Genomic DNA, 20937 nt, shown 5'->3' on the forward strand with positions numbered 1-20937 from the left:
GAGGCTCGTGCGGGTGGTGGAGACCGGGAGCGGCCCGGCGGCATGCTCTACGCCTGTTGCGAGCCTACGGCCTCACGCCGTCGTCGAGCCCGACACCGAAACAGCGGGCACCCCATAAGCCCCCGGCCCGGCCCCAGAGCCCTGGACAGGTCGGCGGCCGGGGGCCCGAATGCCCCCTGCCGGGCGCGGAGTTCTTGCCTGCGCGCTGAGCCCGGCAGGGGATCGATGGTCCGATCGACGAAGGAGGAACGATGTTCGCTCATTCCGACCGGCTTCCGACGGGGACGCCGCTGCCGTCTGGCGCCGTTACCTCGGTGCCCTGGGGTTTACGGCGTATGGCCCCCTATCCGGCGTTCGCCCCAGGCTACGCGCGCACCGAGCTCGACCCGGCCACCCAGACCGCCCGCTACTTCGACGCTCAGGGCAAAGTGCTGCAGATGCCGGGACACGGCACCAGCACCGGTACGAACCCGCCGACCAACACTGGCAACCCGTCCGACGGCGCCGGCCCCGGTGGGGGCGGCGGCGGTGACCAGGACACGGGGAACGACTCCGACCAGTGAGCGATCTCGGTCCGGTGCTGGTCGCCACCAACTTGGACGACCCCACGGCCGACGTGGTGATCAACGAGCTGCACGACCGGGGCGTCCCGGTCGTGCGGTTCGACTCGGGGGACTTCCCCCACGCCCTGTCGGTCGCGGCCGTGATCACCTCGAACGGCGTGGAGGGCACGCTGTCCACCCCGTCGCGGACCGCCGACCTGTCCCGGGTCCGGTCCCTGTACTACCGCCGGCCCTCCGGCTTCACCTTCCCCCACCTCGATGACCAGAACGCCCGATTCGCGCTCACCCAGGCCCGCTACGGGCTTGGCGGCGTGCTGGCGTCGCTGCCGGGATGCCTGTACGTCAACCACCCGCACTGCATCGGGGACGCGGAGTTCAAACCGTCCGGCTTGGCCACTGCGGCGAGCGTGGGGTTCCGTCTCCCGCCCACGATGGTCACCTCAGCCCCGGACGCCGCGCGGGCTTTCATCAAGCGGCACGGCCCGGTGATCTACAAGCCGCTGTCGGCGCCCCTGTACCGCCTCCACGGCGTCTCGTGCACGGTGAAGGTTGCCGAGGTCGCGGACGAGGACATCGACGAAGCGGTCTCCGGCACCGCGCACCTGTTCCAGCAGCGCGTGGAGAAGTCCGCGGACGTACGGGTCACCGTGATCGGCGGACAGGTGTTCGCCGTACGCATCGATTCCGACCTGCTGGATTGGCGCACCGACTACAGCCACGTGCGCTACTCCGTGGCCACACAGCCGCCGGGCATCACCGAGGCCCTGTACGCCTATCTCGCCCACTTCGGGCTGGTCTTCGGCGCTTTCGACTTCGCCATCGACCGCCAGGGCCGATGGTGGTTCCTGGAGTGCAACCCGTCCGGGCAGTGGTACTGGCTGGAGCCAGAGACCGGCCTGCCGATGCTCGCGGCCATGGCCGACCTGCTGGAAAGGACGACCCCCTGATGACCCAGACCCACTCCGCCGCGCTGCGCCGAGCGCTGGCCGATCGCCTGGCCGAGGGAGGCTTACTGCGCACCGAGCCGTGGCGAGAAGCCGTTGAGTCCGTCCCACGCCATGAGTTCCTGCGCGGCGGATTCTTCGAGCAGGTCCAGGGCTCAGCGCCAACTGCCTGGCGACCGGTGCTGCCCGACACTGACGGCTGGTTGAAGCGCTGTTACGTCGACGAATCGCTGGTCACCCAGATCGCGGGCACGATCGTGCCCGGAGATATCCGCGGCGAGATCATGCGCGCCCCCACCTCGTCCAGCACCATGCCGAACCTCGTCGTACGCATGCTGGAAGACCTCCAGGTCGAGGACGGTAACCGGGTGCTGGAGATCGGCACCGGCACCGGCTACTCCACCGGCCTGCTCTGCCACCGGCTCTGCGACGAACAGGTGACCTCCGTGGAGGTGGACCCGGAGGTGTCCCGCCGGGCCGGCACTGCCCTCGGCGCCTGCGGATACTTTCCCGAGCTGGTCGTCGGCGACGGTCTGGCCGGGCACAAGGACAGCGCACCGTACGACCGACTGGTCGCCACCTGCGGCGTGCTGAAGTTGCCGCACACCTGGGTTGAGCAGACGAAGCCGGGCGGGGTCATCCTGGCGACCCTGTGCGGCTGGCTGTACTCGTCCGAACTGGCCCGTCTCACGGTCGAGGAGGACGGCACGGCGCGCGGCCGGTTGCTCGGCGGGCAGATCTCCTTCATGCTCGCCCGCCCCCAGCTGCCGCCGCCGCTCGGCATGTTGCCCAACCTGGACGGCGGGGAGGAACGCCGCGCCCGTCTGGGTGCCGATGTCCTCGACGACTGGAACACGCGGTTCGTCGCGCAGCTGGCCGCTCCCCGCGCCCAGCGCATCAGCCTGTCCCGGAACGGCCGGACCGAACACGTCCTGATCGATGTCGAGGCCGGCGCCTGGGCAGCTCTCGCGAAGGACGGAGACGACTGGACGGTGCGGCAAGGAGGCCCGACCCTCCTCTGGGACGCAGTGGAGGAGCGCGTGACGCAATGGCGCTCCGACGGCGCACCGGACCTGGACCAGTTCGAGGTCATGGTGACCCCGCAGGGCCAAACCATCGCCTGGTCGAGCTGATCCCGTCGAAGACCAGCCCCGGCCGTCCGCGGCCCGCGTGACTCCGCACTACGGGCACGGCCGACACTCGCCCGAGCACGCGTCGCCGGGCCCGACCCCCGTGTCGCGGCGGTGGGCCGACCGGGGCCGGTGCATGAACCAGTGCCCGTCACCATCCGTGTCCCCAATGGGAGGGCCGACAACGTGACGGGAGTGTCACGGCACGGGATTCGCCACTGGCGTTTGCACTACGGCCGTATGAGGTGGTTTGGGCGGTTGCCGTGGACTGTGCAAACAGTCCAAGCCGGCACGCTTCCACGCCTCTGAGCTCACACCCACAGCGCACCCTCAGGCGGCGCCCAGCCGTAGAAGATGCGGCGGCTCCGGCGCAACAGCCATAGTGGAGCTATCTATGGCCCGAGCTGTGGGGAATGCACAACACGTGTTTGAAATAACACTCACATGCGAGTTGTACGGCTCCCGTGAAGGACGTCGAATCACTATCCTCGGCCCGGAACTGGGAGGAATGGCCTGCACATTCACACGTGCTGATCTCGGCCCTCCTGCCAGCCTCGCAGGAAAATGTTCAGGCGTGGTCTCCATGTCTGACGAGGCCCGCCGCCCCTAGCTCCGGCCAGAGGGAGGGGCGGCGGAGTCCATTCCAGATACGGCTGACGAATCGGTATGTCGACAAGTCGTGCGCGGTCGAAGATGCGCCCTTCGTTGGCAATCGATTGGCACCCCATTAGCGGCCGGATCACATTCACGTAAGCCGCCACCTATTCAGTCCCGGATTACAGGCAGTCACGAGCAGGCCTGCGCGCGGCCCATCGACTGACACGCACCCAGCACATTCCATTTGCAAATTGTGAAGGTGCAAACGATCTGGGTGCACGGTGTTGATGGATTTCAAGATCTCTTGACCAAGTATGGGGTTGACGCCAAGACTCTCCCGAGCAGTCGGAGATTGGCGACTTTGCCCATGTTCGGCGTATCGCAGAGTGAGATAAAGGCCATACCGCAGCCGTACGGCCAGGCCTCAAGTAGCCGCTACTTAAGGGTAGTTCGGTTGGTATACACCAATATACCCGTGGGTAAGAGTGGCGTATTGGGCGGCTATCATCCATCAACTGACCATATGGCCCTCGTGTCAGGGCGCGATTGTACTCCTGCCCCCTGATAGCGCCGTCCGTGCGGGTGAACAACCTTAAGGGTCACATCAGTTGCACTCGCAGATCCGCTTGGCGTATACCCCCCATTACCCGCACAGCACCACCCGGTCCGCGCCTCCCTGGCCGGAGCTGGACGCGGACCGGTTTCCCCTCGTCAGACCGGAGTTCGGCCGACAGGCCCGACTTCACACAACCCCTCTAGGAGACCCATGAGCACTGTCCACCGCGAGCCCGAAGGGCACGGGAGCGCGTCTCCCGGCGGTGTCGGCACCGGCGACAACGGGAGCAACCCTCCCGTGAGGCCGGACATCAACTCCCGTGGCACCGGGGGCAATCCCCCCGGCAGGCCCGACACCAGGGACCGTGACGACGGTCGCCGCAAGCTCGACATCAACATCGACGGGCACTTCGAGCTGCGCCTGTACATCTCCCCCAAGCTTCTCCGGTGGATCGCCGGAACGAGCACCTTCATGGGGAGCGGAGCGTGGTACCTGATCACGCACTGATCCGATAAGGGTGCTGTGACGGCGGCCCCGGGAGCGATGAGCCCCCGGGGCCCTTTCGCCCCCTTGACTCGGCGCCCCCGGAGGCGTATCCGGGCTTCCCCACGGAGACGGCCTCCAGCAGTCCCCGTAGCCATCTGAGCCCCTCTTGGGGGGTGAGGCCGCCGAAACCCGCCCGCCCTCTTAGGCATTGGGAAGAGCACTTACTCTCGCCTGGCCAGGGCCGCTACCGGGATCAACCGCAGTGCGCCGGGCTTCAGCCCGGTGGTGAAGCGATTCTGAGAAGTGCTCTGAGGTGCGCCTTAGAGTGGACGGTTTTGCTGCTCTATGTACTGACGGACGACCGACAGCGGGGCTCCGCCCACGGACCCGGCGAAGTACGAGCCGGACCACAGCTTGTTCGCGCGGTAGTAGTGCTGTGCCAGGTCGGGGAACTCTTGCCGAAGACGGCGGGAGGACACGCCCTTGAGGGAGTTGACCAGCTTGGAGACAGCGACCTTGGGCGGGAAGTTGACCAGCAGATGCACGTGGTTTGTCTCGCCGTTGAACTCGGTCAGCTTGGTCTCGAAGTCCGCGCACACGTCGCGCATGATCTCCTCGCATCGCGTCAGGTGCCGGTCGGTGAACACGTTATGCCGGTACTTCGTCACGAAAACCAAGTGCGCGTGCATGAGAAACGCACAGTGTCTGCCAGTTCTGATCTCTCCGTACTGAGCCATAAACCAACCGTAGTACGGTGATCAGCATGCAGCTTCGTTACGCCTTCCGTATCGAGCCGGGCCCCGGTCAGCGCATCGCGCTGAACCAGGCCTTCGGCTGCGCACGGGTGGTGTGGAACGACTGCCTTCGGGCACGGCGGGACGCGCGCGCCGCGGGCCTGCCGTATCCGAAGTCGGCGGAGTTGTCGAAGCGGTTCATCACCGAGGCGAAGCAGACCCCACAGCGGGCATGGCTCGGGGAGGTGTCCGCTGTGGTGCTGCAACAGTCCCTGCGGGATCTGGATACGGCGTACTCCAATTTCTTCGGGAGCATCAAGGGCACTCGCAAGGGGCCGAAGATCGGTGAGCCGCGCATGAAGACGAAGCGGGACAATCGGCAGGCCGTGAGGTTCACCGCCAATGCCCGCTGGTCGATCACAGCCGACGGGAAGCTGAATCTTCCCAAGATCGGCCCTGTGCAGGTCCGCTGGTCCCGCGTGTTGCCGTCCGTGCCGTCCACCGTGACCGTGATCAAAGACTCGTCCGGCCGGTACTGGGCGAGCTTCCTCGTGGAGAGCGACCCGGCGGCCGAGATCCTGCCCCCGACCGAAGGAGACCAGGGCATCGACCTTGGCCTGACCCACTTCGCCGTCATGGCCGACGGGTCACGAATCAAGTCCCCTCGCTTCCTGCGCAGGGCCGAGAAGAAACTCCGCCGTGAGCAGCGCCGCTTGTCCCGCAAAGCCAAAGGCTCGAACAACCGCGACAAGCAGCGGGTCAAAGTCGCCAGGGCACACGCCAAGGTGGCCGACGCGCGCAAGGACTTTCACCACAAGCTCTCGACCAAGCTGATACGCGAGAACCAAGCCGTCAGCGTGGAGACCTTGAGTGTGAAGGGTCTTGCCCGTACCCGGCTGGCCAAGTCCGTGCACGACGCGGGATGGTCGACGTTCGTCAACATGCTGGAGTACAAGGCCGCCAGGTACGGCCGCACCCTCACCAAGGTGGACCAGGCGTTCCCGTCCTCCCAGGTGTGTTCCGCCTGCGGGCGTCGCGACGGACCCAAGCAACTGCACATCCGGGCATGGACCTGCGACCGGTGCGGCACCCGACTTATCTCTAGGCAGGATCTGGTTCTAGGGACGTAAGTTCGTTGTGTCCCACCTTCGTGTCTCACGAGTATCCGATAGGCGTGAGGCACGTTGGTCAGGTCATGAGCATCCGATTCCATGCCGAACGAGCGATCTCTCCTCAAGGACAGAGAGTCCGGTGGGTCGTTCTGGACGAAGACTTTCAACTGCATCCCGAGGCCACCGACTGGCTGACCGTCCTCCAAGGGGCCGACCGGTCCCCGAACACGCTGCGGGTCTACGCCGGCCGACTGGCTGTGTTCCTGACCTGGTGCTCCGGTCACGCAGTGGACTGGCGCACGATCACGCTGGCGTCCATGGCCCGGTTCCGGTTCTGGCTCGAGTCCACCCCCGGCGGCAACGGGCGTCCCCGGAGCGCGGCGACCATCAACGCGACGATCACCGCGGTCGTCGAGTTCCTGCGCTACTGCGCGGCCCATGGCGTGATCGCCCAAGAAGTCGCGAACCGCATGTCGGAGACCCGCTATCTCACGACTCTGCCGTCCGGGTTTGACCCCGGCGAGAACGACCAGCGGCGCGTGGTCCGGGCCAAGGCGATCAAGGTCCGTGAGGTGGAGAAGCCCTACGAAGCGCTGACCGCCGACCAGTGTTCCACCGTGGTCGAGACCTGCAGCAACAGCCGGGACCGGTTCATGGCCATGCTGATGCTCGGCACGGGCATCCGGATCGGCGAGGCTTTGGGGCTGCGCCGCCAGGACATGCACTTCCTCCCCGACTCGCGCTCCCTCGGTTGCACGGTCGCCGGCGCCCACATCCACGTGCGCCACCGCCGGGACAACCTGAACGGCGCCCTGGCCAAGTCCCGGTTTCCGCGGGCGGTGCCCGTCGATCACAGCGTCGTAGCGGCCTACGCCGAGTACGCCTACGAGCGAGATGACCAGCCGACCGCGGATGCGAACGACATGGTGTTCATCAACCTCTACAGCGGACTTCGCGGACGCGCCATGTCCTACCAGGCCGCCAAGGACATGTTCGACCGGCTCTCGCGCCGCTGCGGATTCACGGTCCGCCCGCACATGCTCCGGCACACCGCTGCCACCGCCTGGGTCCGCGCCGGCGTCGCGATCGACGTCGTCCAGCAGCTCCTCGGTCACGCGTCGCCCTCGTCGACCGCCGTCTACCTCCATGCCAGTGACGAGGACAAGCGGGCTGCCGTCGAGAAAGTCGCCGCCCAGCGGACGGAGGCCGCTTCTTGAACGCCGGCCTGGCCCTCGTCCCGCAGCCGCGTGAGGCGGCACCCGTTGTTGGGCAGGAGAAGGACTGGCTGTCCTGGCTTGGGGAACGTCTCGATCCGGCCTGGCGTCCCGGTGAGTGGCAGGCCGACCGGCTGTTGTTCGAAGGCGATCCCGCGAACGACTGGACGATGATCTGGCAGTGCCGCGTTGCTGTCTGCCCCACCCTGGTCCGGGTGAATGGTGGCCGTTGCGCCTCGTGCGCTCGCGACGCACGCGGGGCTCAGATGTCGGGCGACGAGTTCGATGCCACTCACCAGCCCTCGCGGGCCAAGAGGTTGGTAGGGAGTCCGGAACAGCCTCGGTGCCTGGTCGTTGGGGCTGCTGGTCAATGCGAACGGGAAGCCCAGGGCAAGGGAATGTGCAATGCGCACGAGGTTGCCTTCCGGAGGTGGGCCCGGAAGGTGCCGGGCTTGACCGTCGCGGACTGGCAGCGAGAATCAGCACCGAAACCCCTGCCCCATCGAGGCTTCTGCATCGTCATCGGCTGCAACCGCGAGCAGGTCTCCCATCAGCTCTGCCAGGCGCATGTATCTCGTCACCAGGGGCCTCCCGACTCGGCGCCTGCCGTTGCTCCGGTCCTGCGGAACCACCAGTTCTGGCTGGGAGGTCTGTCTCCGATCGTCAGGACCGAAATCCTGTTCGCCCTTCAGGACCGCGAACGCGCCGGGAACCGACTCGATCCGACTGCTGTCCGGCTCGTGGTGCAGCACCTGGCTGACGCGGAGACACTATGCGGGCTGGACATCTCGGCGATCGACTTCGGCGGCGTCCGCAACAGCAAAGCCGGCCGGTCGCTGCTGGGAGCAATGCAACGAATTACCGAGAACGCTCATCGGCAGTTCTCCGGGGACGACCCGAGTCTGGACGATGTCTGGGACGCTGCAGCCATGGGCCTGTGGGCTGCCTCTCATCGGCGCTACGACACGGTGAGCGGCACCATCGACTTCACGACCGTGCGGCAGAAGTGGCTGCGTGAGGTCCTCAAGGAGTGGGCACGGTCGGTCCGTCCCGACGTGCAATCACTGCGCATCAACCTCAGAGCTTTCACCATCGCGGCAGAAGCACTCACCCGGAGGCCCGGCGGCGGGGAAACCCCCTCCCGTCTCACCGGCGCCGACATGACCGCTGTCGTCCAGGCCATCAAGCAAGCCCGCAAAGATGACGGATCCCCTTATGCAGCCAGCAGCCTCAGCGGATTCCTGGGGGGATGGTTCAGCGTCCTGGACTTCGCACGTTCCAGCGGACTCCTTGATGACGTTCCTGGCTCCTTCAGCCGAGCCCGTCACCACCGCGTCGCCCTCATCGACCCCAACGAAGAGCAGGCAGGACGGGCCCTGCCCGACAACGTCGTCCGGCAGCTCGATGCCAACCTTCACCTGCTGGTCGGCAGCAATCGCGGGTGGAGCGCAGAGACATCGCAGCGGTTCCACCAGACCGCTTACGCGGTTCTGCGGGACACGGGGCGCCGCCTCGGTGAAGTCGTGACCTTGAAGACCGGATGCCTCGAACTTACCGACGGAAATCCGGAGTTGGTCTATGACAACCGAAAGGCGGGTCGACATGGCAGACGCCTGCCGATCACTCGCGAACTCGCTGATCTGATTCTGGAATGGGAGGAATGTCGGGCTGCACTTCCACTGAGCAGAATTGCCCAACCCTGGCTTTTCCCCAGCTCCATGCACCTGGCCCGCGGGTCGGGACACATTCGGGGCGACAGCCTGGCTGCCGTTCTTCGAGACTGGGTCCGTTCCATCCCGCAGCTTGAGAGTGAGGTCATCGGCCCCGACGGGACGCCGCTGCCTTTCGACCGGTCGTTGATCACAGCGCATGCGTTCCGGCACACCTATGCCCAGCGGCACGCGGACGCCGGAGTGCCAGTGGACGTGCTCCGCGACCTGATGGACCACAAGTCGGTAGACACCACGATGGGCTACTACCAGGTAACGCTGAAGCGCAAGCGCGAAGCCGTCCAGGCCATGGCACCTCTCGCCGTCGACCGGTTCGGCAACCCCGCCCCCTTCCCCGCCGACCGCTACGAGATCGGGTCCGTCGCAGTGCCCTTCGGGAACTGCACCGAGCCCAGCAACGTCAAGGCCGGCGGCGGCTCCTGCCCCATCCGCTTCCAATGCTCGGGCTGCAGTTTCTACCGGCCCGACCCGTCCTACCTGCCCGCCATCGAGGACCACGTCCGCAGCCTCAAGTCAGACCGCGAGACCGCGAACGCGATCGGCGCGGCACCGTTCGTCCTCGACAACCTCACCGCCCAGATCGACAGCTTCCGCGAGGCCGCCGCCACCATGCGCAGCCAACTCGCCTCACTGGACGAGGAAGAGCGGCAGGAAATCGAGGAAGCCAGCAGAACCCTGCGCAAGGCACGGGCCACCTCTGCCCACCAACTGCTTCCCCTCACCGTGATCAACCAGCGCGAGGAGAGGCCGTGACCTCGCCCGAGAACACCCGCACTACTGCGATGAAAGCTGCACGCAAGCGCGACAGCGAAGAGAAGCGAGCACACGTCCTGGACGCACTGGCCAGGATGCAACGCGACGGCATGAAGATCACCTTCTCCAGCGTCGCGAAGGCAGCCGGCGTCTCCACCTGGCTCGTCTATGCCGCCGGCGTCCGCGAGCACGTCGAGGCCGCACGACAGGACCAGATCGACCACGGGATCGAAACTCCGCCCGCAGCCCGGGTCAGCCCCGACAGCCTCATGACCGACCTGGCCCTGGCCCGCCAGCAGATCAAGGAACTGCGAGAAGAGCGCGACAAACTCCGCGACCGGCTTCGGCTCCAACTCGGCGCGGAGCTGGAGCAGCACGACAACTCCGGCTTGATCGAGACCATCGACCAGCTCTCCCGGGAACGCGACGACCTCTCCCACCAGCTCACACAGGCCAAGGCGGACAACCAGGCCCTCCGCGAGCACGTCGCCGAACTGGAGGACGATCTCGCCGCGTCACGCCAGAGCCTGCGCAAGATGATCCGCAGGGAGAACTGACACCTAACCCACGTGCATCACATCACGGAAGGTCATCCCACCTGCGGAAACGAGAGATCGCCTAGAGATAACCCGACACGACCGCGACCACAATGCGGCGAAGAACGTGAAGTACGAAGGGAGGCGCATCCGCGCCGCATAGAGCAGTACCACCCACCCCCGGACCGGGGGCCCTTGCCGGGTAACCGGCAAGGTAAACGCCTGCAGAGCGCACGTAAGACCAGGATTTGCCCCGGCAGCGCGCACAACACCCACCAGCGTGGGGAGGAAGCAGGAACCCAGCTCAAGGCGAACCGTGACAACGGACGCCAGGGAGGGAATCGCCCACGTTCACGTGGGCGAGGAGGTCAAAGGAAGTCCCACTCGCGCGAGCGTTCCGTCAGGTGACGGTGGACCAGCGCCACGGAAGGATTGGCGAGGCCGCCGACGCGGGTTGCCAGGTACAAGGTGTTCAGTGGGCGCACCTGCGGTTGGTGCAGCATCTCCACCGAGCCTGCCGCAAGCGCCGGTTCGACCAGGTAGCGCGGCAGGACCGACACCCCGGCGCCGGCGACCACACCGGACAGGACGGCACGCAGGTCGGGGATCGTGAGGGCGACCGGGTTGGGCGGACGGCGGCCGAACTCGCTGCGCCAGTAACGGCGGATGATGGGCAGTTCCTCCGCGTACCCGACCAGCGGCAGGTGCGCCAGTGCCTGGAGGGGTTCCGTGGACAGCCGCTCGGGGTCGATCGTGCGGGCGAGGCTGGGTGATCCCACCAGCACGAACTCCTCGTCGGCGAGGGGCGTCGCCACCACGTTCTTCAGCCGCGGCCGCAGCGCTGACACCACCAGGTCGACACGCGCGCCTGCGAGCTCCGAGAGCAGGTCCTCCGCGAGGCCGAGGGTGATCCTCAGCCGCAGCCCACGGGCACTCAGCGGGGCGAGCGCGGGCACCACGCGTGCGGCCATCAGGTCCGAGGCGCCGGCCAGGCGCACCGTGCCGTGGTACACCGCCCGGTCGTCGTCGGTGGCGGCGAGGGCGTGGTGCAGTTCATCGAGCGGCGTGCCGATACGCCGGGCGAGGTCGTCGGCACGCTCGGTGGGGATGACGCCCCGGCGCGAGCGTACGAACAGCGGCTCGCCGAGCTGCTCCTCCAGGCGGGCGAGCTGTCCGCTGACCGCCGGCTGGGTGAGTCCGCGCCGTCCTGCAGCGGCGGTGATCGACCCGCCCCGGTAGATCTCCAGGAACGTCGAGAGCAGGTCGAGGTCCGGCACGCAACCCTCCTGCCATAAGAAATCTGATGACAGCAGCCACGTTACCGGAGGAATCCGAGGGCTGCGGGTGTTGGACTGGACGTCAGACCGCACAGGTGAGAGAGCAGGAAAAGGAAGGTTCGCCATGGCAAGGATCCTGATGGTCCTCACTGGCGCCGACAGCCTTACGTTGGCTGACGGCACCACCCACCCCACCGGCTACTGGGCCGAGGAGGTCGCCGCGTCGCACCGCGTGCTGCGTGAGGCCGGTGTCGAGGTGGACATCGCCACCCCCGGCGGCGTACGGCCCACCGTCGACCCGATCAGCCTGGACGAGCGCGGCGGCGTGGACCCCAGCGCCGCGAAGGAGTTCCGGGCCTATCTGGACTCCATCTCCGACCAGTTGGCGAAGCCGCTGGCCCTGGCCGATGTGACGGTCGGCGACTACGACGCCGTCTACATCCCCGGTGGCCACGGCCCGATGGAGGACTTGGCACGCGACGCGGACCTCGGCCGTCTGCTCACCGATGCCGACCGGCGCGGGAAGACCGTCGCGGCGCTGTGCCACGGCCCCGCGGGGCTGCTCAGCGCAAGCGCCGAGGACGGCGGCTTCCCCTTCGCCGACCGCCGGCTGACCACCTTCAGCGACGAGGAGGAGCGGCAGGGCGGCCTCGCGGTCCCGTACCTCGTGGAGAGCAGGCTCCGCGAGCTCGGCGCCGTCATTGACGCGGGTCCTGCCTGGACGAGCAAGGTCGTGGTGGACGGGAACCTCATCACCGGACAGAACCCGCAGTCCAGCGTCGAGACCGCCCAGCAGGTGATCGAGGCCCTGCGGGCGGGCAGCACCGCCTGATCACGAGTAGTCGGCACGGGAAGCCAGAGCCGCGAGCGGGCGGCAGCCCAGCTGCGAGCGACAACGTGCCCTTCGGGGCCGGGCGCGTCGGGAGGTCGTGCCCGGCCCCGGCCGCGGAGGGAGTTGCGTCCCTGAGTGCGGAGTGGCACTGCGAAGCCCAGGGCGCGCGTTGCGATTTTCGCAAGGCGGGCGTAGCTTGGCTGTATGGACGAGACTCTGGCCGACCGGGTGCGGGCGGTCATCAGCAGGGTGGCGGCGAGCCAGGCGGCGTTCGCCAAAGACATCGGGATGACCGGCGACAAGCTGTCGAAGTCGCTCGGTGGAGCGCGGCGCTTCACCTCGCTGGAGCTCGCGCTCATCGCGGAGGCGGGCGACGTCACCGTCGACTGGCTGCTCACCGGACGCGCCCCCGCCCAGCCCGCGCTCGCCGCGCGGTCCGTGGCCGCGGCGGCGCCCGACGCGCGGGCGATCGAGGATCTGGCGGGCCGGTACACCACTGCGTACGACGTGCTCTCCCTGCTCGGTCGCGCGCCCGAGCTGCCGCACCTGCCTGCCGCACCGGCGGACGGCACCACACCTCACGAACAGGGTGAGGAGCTGGCCCGAGCAGTCCTCGCCGCGCTCCAGGACGCGGGCGTGCCGGCGCTCGCGGAGCTGGATCTCAGCGGGCTCATCGCCGCCTGGGCGCAGGTCTTCGGCATTGATGTGGCCGTCACCCAACTCCCGGGCGCCCTGGACGGTCTGACGTGGCAGGCCGACGGGCTGCGGCTGGTGATCCTCGGGACGCATCCGGTGTGGACGCGGCAACGGTTCACCCTGGCCCACGAGTTGGGGCATGTGCTGGCCGGGGATGCCCAGGATCTGCTGGTCGAGTCCGGGATGGCGCCCGGTCTGGCGGAGGAGCCGAGCGAGATCCGGGCCAACGCCTTCGCCGCGGCGGTGCTCATGCCGGAGGGCGACCTCCGGTCGGATGTCCCGGCAGCGCCGGACGAGGGCGCTTTTGCTCGCCTCGTGACGCGCTACCGGGTCTCACCGAGCGCCCTGGCTGCCCGGCTGCATGTCCTCGGTCTGATCGACGACCGGCACCGGAACCGGCTGCGCCGGCTCACGACGACCGCGTGCCATGAACGGGCGGGAGCGATCGACGCGTACATGATCCAGGCCGCCGCGTCGAATACCGCCCAGCCCCCCGTCCGGCTGGTGAACGGGCTCTTCTCCGCGTACCAGGCCGGGGAGACCACCCTGCGCCCGCTGGCCGCACTGCTCGGCAGCGATGTGGACGACCTTCGCGAGCTGCTCGAACCGGCAGCCGATACGGCGCCTCCCGCCACGGAGACGGGGGAGCCGGTCTTCACCCCATGAGCTCCCCCAGCTACCGCCGGGTGAGGGTCCCCCCGGGCGTGCCCCCATGGTGGTTCCCGGACAACACGGTCTTATGCAACTTCGCGGCGGTGCAGCGCGTCGACCTGCTGGAGAAGATCCTGGACAGCCGGGGCCGGTGGACCGAGGCCGTGGCGCTGGAGGCCCGTCGGTCCGCCCGCCATCTGCCGGCGATGACCACGGTCTTCACCGGCGGCTGGCTCGGCGACCCCGTGGAGATCTCGCACGCCGCCGACGTCCGGCGGGTGGAGACCGTCCGGCGCGCGGTCTTCGGCGGCAGCCGGTCCCGCCCGCTGCAGCACCTCGGTGAGGCACAGACGTGCCATGTCATCGAGCGGTGGGACGAGTTCCACGGGTCCCGGTGGATCACCGACGACCGGGATGCCTTCCGGTACGCCGTACGGCGGGGCATCGCCGCTCTCCAGACGATGGACCTCGTGCGGATCGGGGTCCGGCGCGGGCTTCTCTCCTCGGCCGACGGCTACCGGCTGCTGACCGACATGGTCGGCACCGGGCGTTACCTGCACCGGCTCCCCGCCGCTCCGGAGGACCTGCTGAGCTGAACTAGGGTCGGGCGAGAAGGCCCGACGACAGGATGTGACCGCACTCTCATGGACTCCTCCGACGAGAAGCAGGCCTCCCGGCACCTGTGGTGGCGGGTCGCCTACTTCTTCTCCGCCATTCACATCGTGGCCTTCGTCATGATTTGGGCCGTTCTGCACGCCGACCGGTGACCCACCGGCGGACGCCCCCCGGGACGTTCCCGCTCCTGCTCCCGCTCCTGCGGACGACGACTGTACGGGTCCACGCCGCACCCGCCTTGAGGCCCGAGCCCAGGCACAGGCCCCAGGCCGCGCCCGTCACCCCGCCCACCGCGTAGCCGGTGAGCAGGCACGCCACCGACAGGAGCGAGAAGACCACCTGGAGGGGCAGAGTGGCGCGGGGCCGCAGAACGCGGAGGGTGAGGAGGGCACACGTGCCCAGGGCCATGGCCGCGTACTGGCTGCCGGTCGCCGGGAGGAGGGCGGAGGAGACCGCCCAGGTGTCGCCGAGGAGTTCCCGGCCGATGCGGTCCGGGAGGAAGATCAGGACCGTCGCCCAGGCTGCGGCAACCACGGCCAGTGCGGCGGCGAGGAGAGCGGTGGCGCGGACCTTGTCCGAGGCGTCCCGGTAGCGGTTCAGGACCGGGGGCCCGAAGACCGTGCAGGCGTTGAACAGGACGTTCATCGGACCGAAGAGGGTGGTCGCGCCGCGCAGCGCGCCGACCGCCAACGGCGTGGCGAACAGGCCGAGTCCGACGACGGCGAGCTGGCCGGCCCCGTTGCCCACGGCGAACTCGACGACGAAGCGCCTGCCGAGGTGGCCGCGGCGCAGGAAGCGGACCGGGTCGGCGGGGACGCCGCGGAGACGGGGAAGGAGCAGAGCCGCCCCGACGAGAAGCGCGGGGACGGCGGACAGACCCCAGACGGCCACGAGGCGGGCGGGCCCGGCGTCCGGCGGCTGTGCTGCGAGAGCGGGAACGGCCGCGGCGAGCCTTACGAGGTCGGCGGCCAGGGCGTAGTGCGGCAGACGCAGGGTGGAGAAGCAGGAGCGCATGCCGTCCTGGGTGAGGACGATGGGCAGCACGGCCCCCAGGGCGCAGAGGCCGCGCGCGGTGTCGCCCGGGACGAAGGCGAGGGCGGCGGCCAGAGGGACGCCGATCGCCGTCGAGGCGCAGCCGGTGAAGACCACCGCCGAGCGGCACGCCGCCCGCACTCCTTGCCAGGCGCCACGCTCGAGTACGAGGGCCTGGCCCACGTACGAGACGGACAGCCCGAGCAGCACGGTGAAGACGGTGTAGACGAGGGAGAAGACGGAGAATCCGGCGGCGCTGGACAGCCGGGCGGCGACCACGAGCACCGCGATGTTGGTGAGCGCGGCCACGCCTTGGTCGGCGACGGAGCAGAAAACGGCGAGGCGGGTGCCGATCCCCTCGCCCCCGGCGCTGGCGTCGCCGGAGCCCGCCGCTGAGCCGCCGCCACCGGCGCCCCCGCTCGCCGCCATATCGCCGACGCTCCCGCCGCGCACATCCGCCGGCATACCACCACCGGCCTGCGCGCCCGGACCGGTCTCCGTACCGCCGCCGAACGCCGCTTCGACAGCGGATTCCGTACGCTGCGGCGGCACTTCAGCCGCGTACGGCGTCGAGCCCGACGCCAGACCGCCGGGCGCTGGGCGGCCATCCGGACGCGGAGGCCGACCGTCGACCGGGGGCGTCGCTGGGCCCGGCGCCGGGCCCTCATCCGCGTGCGATGCCGGGCCGACGATCAGACGCCGCTCGGGACCGTCGGCGAAACTCATCCCGGCGGCCCCCGAGCACGGTGGGAGCGGCTGCGGGCTGTTGCACGGCACCGGCGGAGGACCGTCATCCGGAGACAGGTGCGGACCGTCGTCGGGGGGAGGCGTTGAGCCGTTGTTCGCGGGCGGCTCAGTGCCCCGGGGCTTCGGCTCGGGCCCCGGCTCCGGGTTCGTCACCGGCGGGAGGGCGGGCCGGCCGGGAGGTCGGCGGGGTCGACCGCTCGCAGGGCCAGCGTGCCGGGGTCGGTGCCCGGTCCGTTCCCGCCGTCGCCGCCGTCGAGGTCGTCCTGGCCGTCACGTGCCGGCGCGTCGGCGCCGGCGCCGAACGCCGGGCCCTGTGAAGCCGCGGCCTCGTCGCCCGGCACCACGCCTGGCTGGCCTGCGAGTTGTGCCCGGCCGCCGCGGTCCGGTGACGTTGCGCCCGCTCCACCGGGCACCACGCCCGTCGTCCCCGCCGGGTCAGCGGGTCGTGCCCCGCCGACGCGGGGGCGCGCGCTCGGGCCGTCGTTCGCCGGTGCGCCGCGGCGCGGAGCGCTGCCCTTCGCGTGCAGCAACGCCCCCAGCACCGTGCCCCCTGCCCCGCCGACGAGTTCGCGGATGCGCTCGAGGTCGTCGCGGCGCACCGCGCGCGGGTCGCAGACCACCAGCACGCCGTCCACGCGGTCGGCCAGCGCGATGGCGTCGGCGTACGAGAGGAGTGCGGGGGCGAGGACGACCACCACCGCGTCGGGGTCGTCGGCCGTGGCGATCAGCTGGGTGGCCGGGGCAGAGGTCAGGGCGCGGGCGACGTTGCGCACCCGACTGCCGGGGATCAGGTCGAACGCGCCGGACTCCCCCGCGTCGATGGGAAGTTGCTCGCCCGTCGGCCAGCCGCTGTCGCCGCGCGCGGGCGTGCGGGACGCCCAGCCGGGCCGGACGCCGTCCGCGGCGCGCAACCGGGCGGAGAGCGACGGCGTGCGCAGGTCGGCCTCGACGAGGAGGACCTCGCGACCCATCTCGACGAACGAGGCGGCGAGGTTGACGCACACGGCCGCCGCCATGTCGATGGCGCCCCGCGGAGCGACGACGAGCAGCCGCCTCCGGTCGGCGAACCGCTGGTCGTAGGCGAGCCGGAAGGCGACCGAGCGGTACTCCTCCGCGAGCCGCCCCTCGGCGAGCAGCCCGCGGGCCTGCCCGCGCCGGCCGCGCGGCAGGTTGCCCAGCACCGGCGCGCCCAGGGCCCGTACGACATCGCTCTCGGAACGGGCCGTCGGGTCGAAGACCAGCCGCACCCACGCCGCGAGCAGCCCCAGTCCGAGGCCCACGGCCGCGCCCAGGCCCAGCACCATGGGCAGCCCGGGGCCGGAGGGCTCGGTCGGCGGCGTCGCGGTGCGGACCACGAAGCCAGGCGTGGTGTCGAGCGCCTTGAGCTTGGTGATGGCGGCGTGCAGTTCGGAGATCTTGCCCACGACCCCGGACTGCACGGACAGGGCGGTGTCCAGCGCCCGGCCGTCACCGAGGCCGGATATCTGCTCGGCGAGCTCGTCGCGCTGCTTCTCCAGCGGCTTCAGCTGCTTCTCGTAGCCGGTGACCATGTTGTCGATCAGGGACTGGGTCTGCTCCCGACGGTTGTCCAGGTAGGCCGTGGTGAAGGCGTTGGCGCGGTCGGCTGCCGTCCGAGGCGAGGAGGCGGTGTAGGCGAAGCGCAGCACCAGGGTGTTGGGCGGGTTGGTGACCTGCAGACCGCTGAGCAACTCGGCCTCGTCCGGGGTGTCGAGGGCCTTCGCCGCGCGCGATGCGACGGCGTTGCTGACGGCGGTCTGCCGCTCCGAGCCGATGCTGACCTGCTTGTCGGGCGCACTGCCGCCGGGCGCGAACGGGTCGACGGTGGCGGACCGTACGGTCACCTCGCTGGTGGCGACGTACGACGCGCCGCCCGCGAGGCCGATCCAGGCGCCGCCGAGCAGGCCGACGACCACGCCCGCCACGAGCAGGGCGCGATAGCGCAGGAGCTGCTTGAACTGCTCGCGCAGCAGGTCCGGTTCGTCGTGCGGCTGCGGTCCGGCCGAACGATCCGTCGTCGCCGTCATGTCCGCGCCCCTTTCGGTGGTACGACGCGGCTGCCGAGCGCTTCGTCGAGCAGCCCGGTGATCCGGGCCAGGCCCGCCGCACGGCTGAGGTGGGAGTCGACGTAGGCCGGGCCGCACGATCCCAGCGCGTCCGCCGCGTCGGGGTCTTCGGCCAGCTGCCGCACCGCGGCCAGCAGCGCGGTGGGGTTCTCCGGGGGTACCAGAACGCCCGCTTCCGACCGGCGGACCTCCGCCGCCGTACCGCCCCGCTCGGCGACGGAGGCGACGACCGGCCGCCCCGCAGCGAAGTAGGAGGTCAGCTTGGACGGGACGCTCATGTCGAGCACGGAGGCCCGCTGGGTGACCGCGAGGACGTCGGCGGCCGCGAGCACGTCGGGGAACTCGGCCTCGTCGGCGGGCGGGAGGAAGGTGAGGTTCGACAGCCCGGCGCCCAGGGACCGCAGCTGCGCACGCTGGTTGCCGTCGCCCATCAGCACGATATGGACATCGGCGGCCTGCCGGGCGGTCTCGACGAGGACGTCCAGGCCCTGTTTGAGGCCCATGTTGCCGGAGTGGAGGACGACGGTCCGGCCGTCGTCCCAGCCGAGGCGGGCCCGCATGCCGGCGCGGTCCCGCGAAGGGCGGGCGACATGCGACCAGTTGGGCACGAGCCGGATCCGGTTCCGCGGCACGCCCATGGCCTCCACCTTGCCCTCGAAGGTCTCGTGGATGACGCCGACGAGCGTGGCGCGCCGCAGCACATACGCCTCGACCGCACCGGCGGCGGCCGCGGCCCGGTCTCCGCCGCGGATACCGCTCTGCGCGGCCGCGGCACCCATCAGGTCCTGGACGACGGGGAGGTACGGGACGCCGTACCGGCGGGCGATCCGCGCGCCGATGACGCCGCCGGCCAGGCTGGGCAGCTGGGCGACGACCGCGTCCGGCCGGCCCATGCGCGGCGGCGCCACCAGGCCGTGGGCGAGTATCGACGCCTCGTACAGCGCGCGCCGTACGGCGGTCTGGCGCGGCGGTACGGTGTGCCGGCGGCGGTGGACCGTCACCCCCGCGCGCTGCTCCTCGGTCCGCCACACACCCCGGTAGGCGGGGTCGGTCCGCCAGGCCGGATAGTGCGGCAGCCCCGTCAGCACATGCACCTCGTGCCCCCCGCAGGCCGCCCAGTGTTCGGCGATCTGCGTCGCGTACGGGCCGATTCCGGCCTGTTCGGGCGCGTAGTTGGTGGACACCAGCAGCAGGCGCCGCCCCCCAAGCTTCGGCATGGCGCATCTCCTCCCCCCAGAGTCGATCGGATGCACACTAGCCCGTCATCGGTGCAACATACCGATTTTCTACGCTGCTTCCCCTCTGTACGGACGTAGTGCCCGTCATGCCGTCATCCCGCGGTCTCGACGGGAGAACGACAGAAAGCAGCAATCTTCCGGTGGAAACGGGCGGTCCCGGCTATCGTCGGTGGCTCTGATGCGCTGGGGAGCGCATCGCGAATGGGGGGGTCCATTTCGCATGCCACACACCGTGGGCTACGCACCCGGCGTCTACGACCTGTTCCACGTCGGTCACCTCAACATCCTCAGACACGCCCGCCAGCACTGCGACTACCTGGTCGCCGGCGTCGTCTCGGACGAGATGGCCGAGCTGGCCAAGGGCAGTGCGCCGGTGGTACCGCTGATCGAGCGTCTGGAGATCGTCCGCAGCATCCGCTTCGTGGACGCGGCGTTCGTGGAGACCGTGCCGGACAAGCTGCAGACCTGGAAGCAGGTCCGGTTCGATGTGCTCTTCAAGGGCGACGACTGGCGCGGCACGCCGAAGGGCGAACGGCTGCAACGCGACTTCGCGTCGGTCGGGGTCCAGGTCGTCTACTTCCCCTACACCGTGCACACGTCGAGCACGCAGCTGCGGCGGGCCCTGGAGGTCCTGGCCTCGCCGGTCGCCTCGCCCGTCACGCCGGGCGCACCGCGGTCAGCCCCCGGAACCACTTCGCCATGAAGGCCACCAGGAACAGCACATGGGCGGCGAACAGCGTCGCGTACCCGGCGAGGAACGCTCGCTGGCTGCCCAGCAGCAGGAAGACGACGCAGAAGACGCCGTAGTCGACGGGCAGCAGGGCGACGGCTCGGATCCGTGAGGGCGCGGGGAGAGGCGTGGCTGTCGCCCTCTTGGGCGCCAGCTTGTCGGCGAGCAGGCCGCCGAAGAAGATCAGCACGGTGGTGAGTTGGAAGCCCAGCGGAAGCAGCAGCCACGCGTCGTCCGGCAGATCGAAGAACCGGTAGAAGGAGATCAGCACGGCGGCGTGCAGCGCAGTGATCTTGGCGCAGTCCACGACGTGGTCGAGCCATTCCCCCGCCGCGCTGCTCTCCCTGCGCAGCCGGGCGAGCTGCCCGTCGGCGGAGTCGAAGGCGAAGCCGACCGCAAGCCCCAGATACACCGTCAGGGCCAGCGGCCAGGACGGCGGAGTGCACGCCAGCGCGGCCACCGCGGTGAAGCTGAACGCCGCACTGATCAGCGTGACGTGATTCGGCTTCAGACCGATGTGACAGGCCGCGGCGGCGAGCACCCGGCCCGCCGGCCGGTTGATGTGACGGGAGTACAGCGACACCCCTTTCGCCGACTTCTGCGCACCGCGCAACTCCCGAAGGGCCGCACCGAAGGCCATGGTTTCAGCCACTATCCCCCCACAATGTCGCTCCCCCAGC

The 20937-nt window shown here is 69.5% G+C and carries 19 protein-coding genes; 13 read left to right on the plus strand and 6 right to left on the minus strand.

From position 1 onward, the window contains the following. Positions 1-251 precede the first annotated feature (251 nt). From tgmA to ACTWQI_RS00550, 4 genes are all read left to right on the plus strand, one after another. Positions 252-563: a putative ATP-grasp-modified RiPP gene (gene tgmA / locus ACTWQI_RS00535; protein WP_443266312.1), complete on the plus strand. Its 312-nt coding sequence runs from the start codon at positions 252-254 to the stop codon at positions 561-563. Further along, positions 560-1510, plus strand: a complete 951-nt coding sequence (gene tgmB / locus ACTWQI_RS00540; protein WP_443266314.1) for an ATP-grasp ribosomal peptide maturase — start codon at positions 560-562, stop codon at positions 1508-1510. Before tgmA ends, tgmB begins: the two co-directional genes overlap by 4 nt. Further along, positions 1510-2640 (plus strand): ATP-grasp peptide maturase system methyltransferase, encoded by a 1131-nt coding sequence (gene tgmC, locus ACTWQI_RS00545; protein ID WP_443266315.1) that lies wholly within the window; start codon positions 1510-1512, stop codon positions 2638-2640. Before tgmB ends, tgmC begins: the two co-directional genes overlap by 1 nt. Before the next feature lie 1360 nt (positions 2641-4000). Beyond that, positions 4001-4297 carry a hypothetical protein gene (locus tag ACTWQI_RS00550; RefSeq protein ID WP_443266317.1) on the plus strand — a complete coding sequence of 99 codons (297 nt, stop codon included), beginning with the start codon at positions 4001-4003 and terminating at the stop codon, positions 4295-4297. A 299-nt stretch (positions 4298-4596) separates the two neighbouring features. On the opposite strand, the gene tnpA is transcribed toward ACTWQI_RS00550, so the two are convergent. Beyond that, positions 4597-5013 carry an IS200/IS605 family transposase gene (tnpA, locus tag ACTWQI_RS00555; RefSeq protein ID WP_443266319.1) on the minus strand — a complete coding sequence of 139 codons (417 nt, stop codon included), beginning with the start codon at positions 5011-5013 and terminating at the stop codon, positions 4597-4599. 26 nt (positions 5014-5039) lie between these two features. On the opposite strand from tnpA, the gene ACTWQI_RS00560 reads away from it, so the two are divergent. The 4 genes from ACTWQI_RS00560 to ACTWQI_RS00575 all read left to right on the plus strand — a co-directional run bounded on the left by ACTWQI_RS00560 (position 5040) and on the right by ACTWQI_RS00575 (position 10376). Continuing rightward, positions 5040-6140 (plus strand): RNA-guided endonuclease InsQ/TnpB family protein, encoded by a 1101-nt coding sequence (locus tag ACTWQI_RS00560; protein ID WP_443266321.1) that lies wholly within the window; start codon positions 5040-5042, stop codon positions 6138-6140. Between the two features lie 65 nt (positions 6141-6205). After that, positions 6206-7339, plus strand: coding sequence for a tyrosine-type recombinase/integrase (locus ACTWQI_RS00565; RefSeq protein ID WP_443266323.1), 1134 nt, complete (start codon positions 6206-6208; stop codon positions 7337-7339). A gap of 449 nt (positions 7340-7788) precedes the next feature. After that, positions 7789-9819 (plus strand): tyrosine-type recombinase/integrase, encoded by a 2031-nt coding sequence (locus ACTWQI_RS00570; RefSeq protein ID WP_443266325.1) that lies wholly within the window; start codon positions 7789-7791, stop codon positions 9817-9819. Between the two features lie 29 nt (positions 9820-9848). Then, positions 9849-10376, plus strand: a complete 528-nt coding sequence (locus tag ACTWQI_RS00575) for a DUF6262 family protein (protein WP_443266327.1) — start codon at positions 9849-9851, stop codon at positions 10374-10376. A gap of 347 nt (positions 10377-10723) precedes the next feature. On the opposite strand, the gene ACTWQI_RS00580 is transcribed toward ACTWQI_RS00575, so the two are convergent. Then, positions 10724-11632: a LysR family transcriptional regulator gene (locus ACTWQI_RS00580; protein WP_443266329.1), complete on the minus strand. Its 909-nt coding sequence runs from the start codon at positions 11630-11632 to the stop codon at positions 10724-10726. Positions 11633-11756: 124 nt separating this feature from the next. On the opposite strand from ACTWQI_RS00580, the gene ACTWQI_RS00585 reads away from it, so the two are divergent. From ACTWQI_RS00585 to ACTWQI_RS00600, 4 genes are all read left to right on the plus strand, one after another. After that, entirely contained in the window at positions 11757-12464 is a 708-nt protein-coding gene (locus tag ACTWQI_RS00585; protein ID WP_443266331.1) for a type 1 glutamine amidotransferase domain-containing protein, read from the plus strand. 204 nt (positions 12465-12668) lie between these two features. Continuing rightward, entirely contained in the window at positions 12669-13826 is a 1158-nt protein-coding gene (locus ACTWQI_RS00590; protein WP_443266333.1) for an ImmA/IrrE family metallo-endopeptidase, read from the plus strand. Beyond that, a complete protein-coding gene (locus tag ACTWQI_RS00595; protein WP_443266335.1) occupies positions 13823-14407 on the plus strand; it encodes a hypothetical protein in 585 nt (194 codons plus the stop codon). Before ACTWQI_RS00590 ends, ACTWQI_RS00595 begins: the two co-directional genes overlap by 4 nt. A 48-nt stretch (positions 14408-14455) precedes the next feature. Then, positions 14456-14578, plus strand: a complete 123-nt coding sequence (locus ACTWQI_RS00600) for a hypothetical protein (RefSeq protein ID WP_443266337.1) — start codon at positions 14456-14458, stop codon at positions 14576-14578. Here ACTWQI_RS00600 and ACTWQI_RS00605 read toward each other — a convergent pair. The 3 genes from ACTWQI_RS00605 to ACTWQI_RS00615 all read right to left on the minus strand — a co-directional run bounded on the left by ACTWQI_RS00605 (position 14544) and on the right by ACTWQI_RS00615 (position 19506). Beyond that, complete coding sequence (locus ACTWQI_RS00605) at positions 14544-15812, minus strand: hypothetical protein (RefSeq protein ID WP_443267126.1); 1269 nt, start codon at positions 15810-15812, stop codon at positions 14544-14546. The genes ACTWQI_RS00600 and ACTWQI_RS00605 overlap by 35 nt on opposite strands. 542 nt (positions 15813-16354) lie before the next feature. Continuing rightward, positions 16355-18250: a lipopolysaccharide biosynthesis protein gene (locus ACTWQI_RS00610; RefSeq protein WP_443266339.1), complete on the minus strand. Its 1896-nt coding sequence runs from the start codon at positions 18248-18250 to the stop codon at positions 16355-16357. Next, entirely contained in the window at positions 18247-19506 is a 1260-nt protein-coding gene (locus ACTWQI_RS00615; RefSeq protein WP_443266341.1) for a glycosyltransferase, read from the minus strand. Before ACTWQI_RS00615 ends, ACTWQI_RS00610 begins: the two co-directional genes overlap by 4 nt. 241 nt (positions 19507-19747) lie before the next feature. Between ACTWQI_RS00615 and ACTWQI_RS00620 the strand changes: the two genes are divergently transcribed. Then, positions 19748-20230, plus strand: a complete 483-nt coding sequence (locus ACTWQI_RS00620) for an adenylyltransferase/cytidyltransferase family protein (RefSeq protein WP_443266342.1) — start codon at positions 19748-19750, stop codon at positions 20228-20230. Here ACTWQI_RS00620 and ACTWQI_RS00625 read toward each other — a convergent pair. Then, entirely contained in the window at positions 20184-20897 is a 714-nt protein-coding gene (locus ACTWQI_RS00625) for a CDP-alcohol phosphatidyltransferase family protein (RefSeq protein ID WP_443267128.1), read from the minus strand. The genes ACTWQI_RS00620 and ACTWQI_RS00625 overlap by 47 nt on opposite strands. Positions 20898-20937: the final 40 nt, after the last annotated feature.

The organism is Streptomyces sp. KR80 (assembly GCF_052245555.1).
GTDB lineage: Bacteria > Actinomycetota > Actinomycetes > Streptomycetales > Streptomycetaceae > Streptomyces.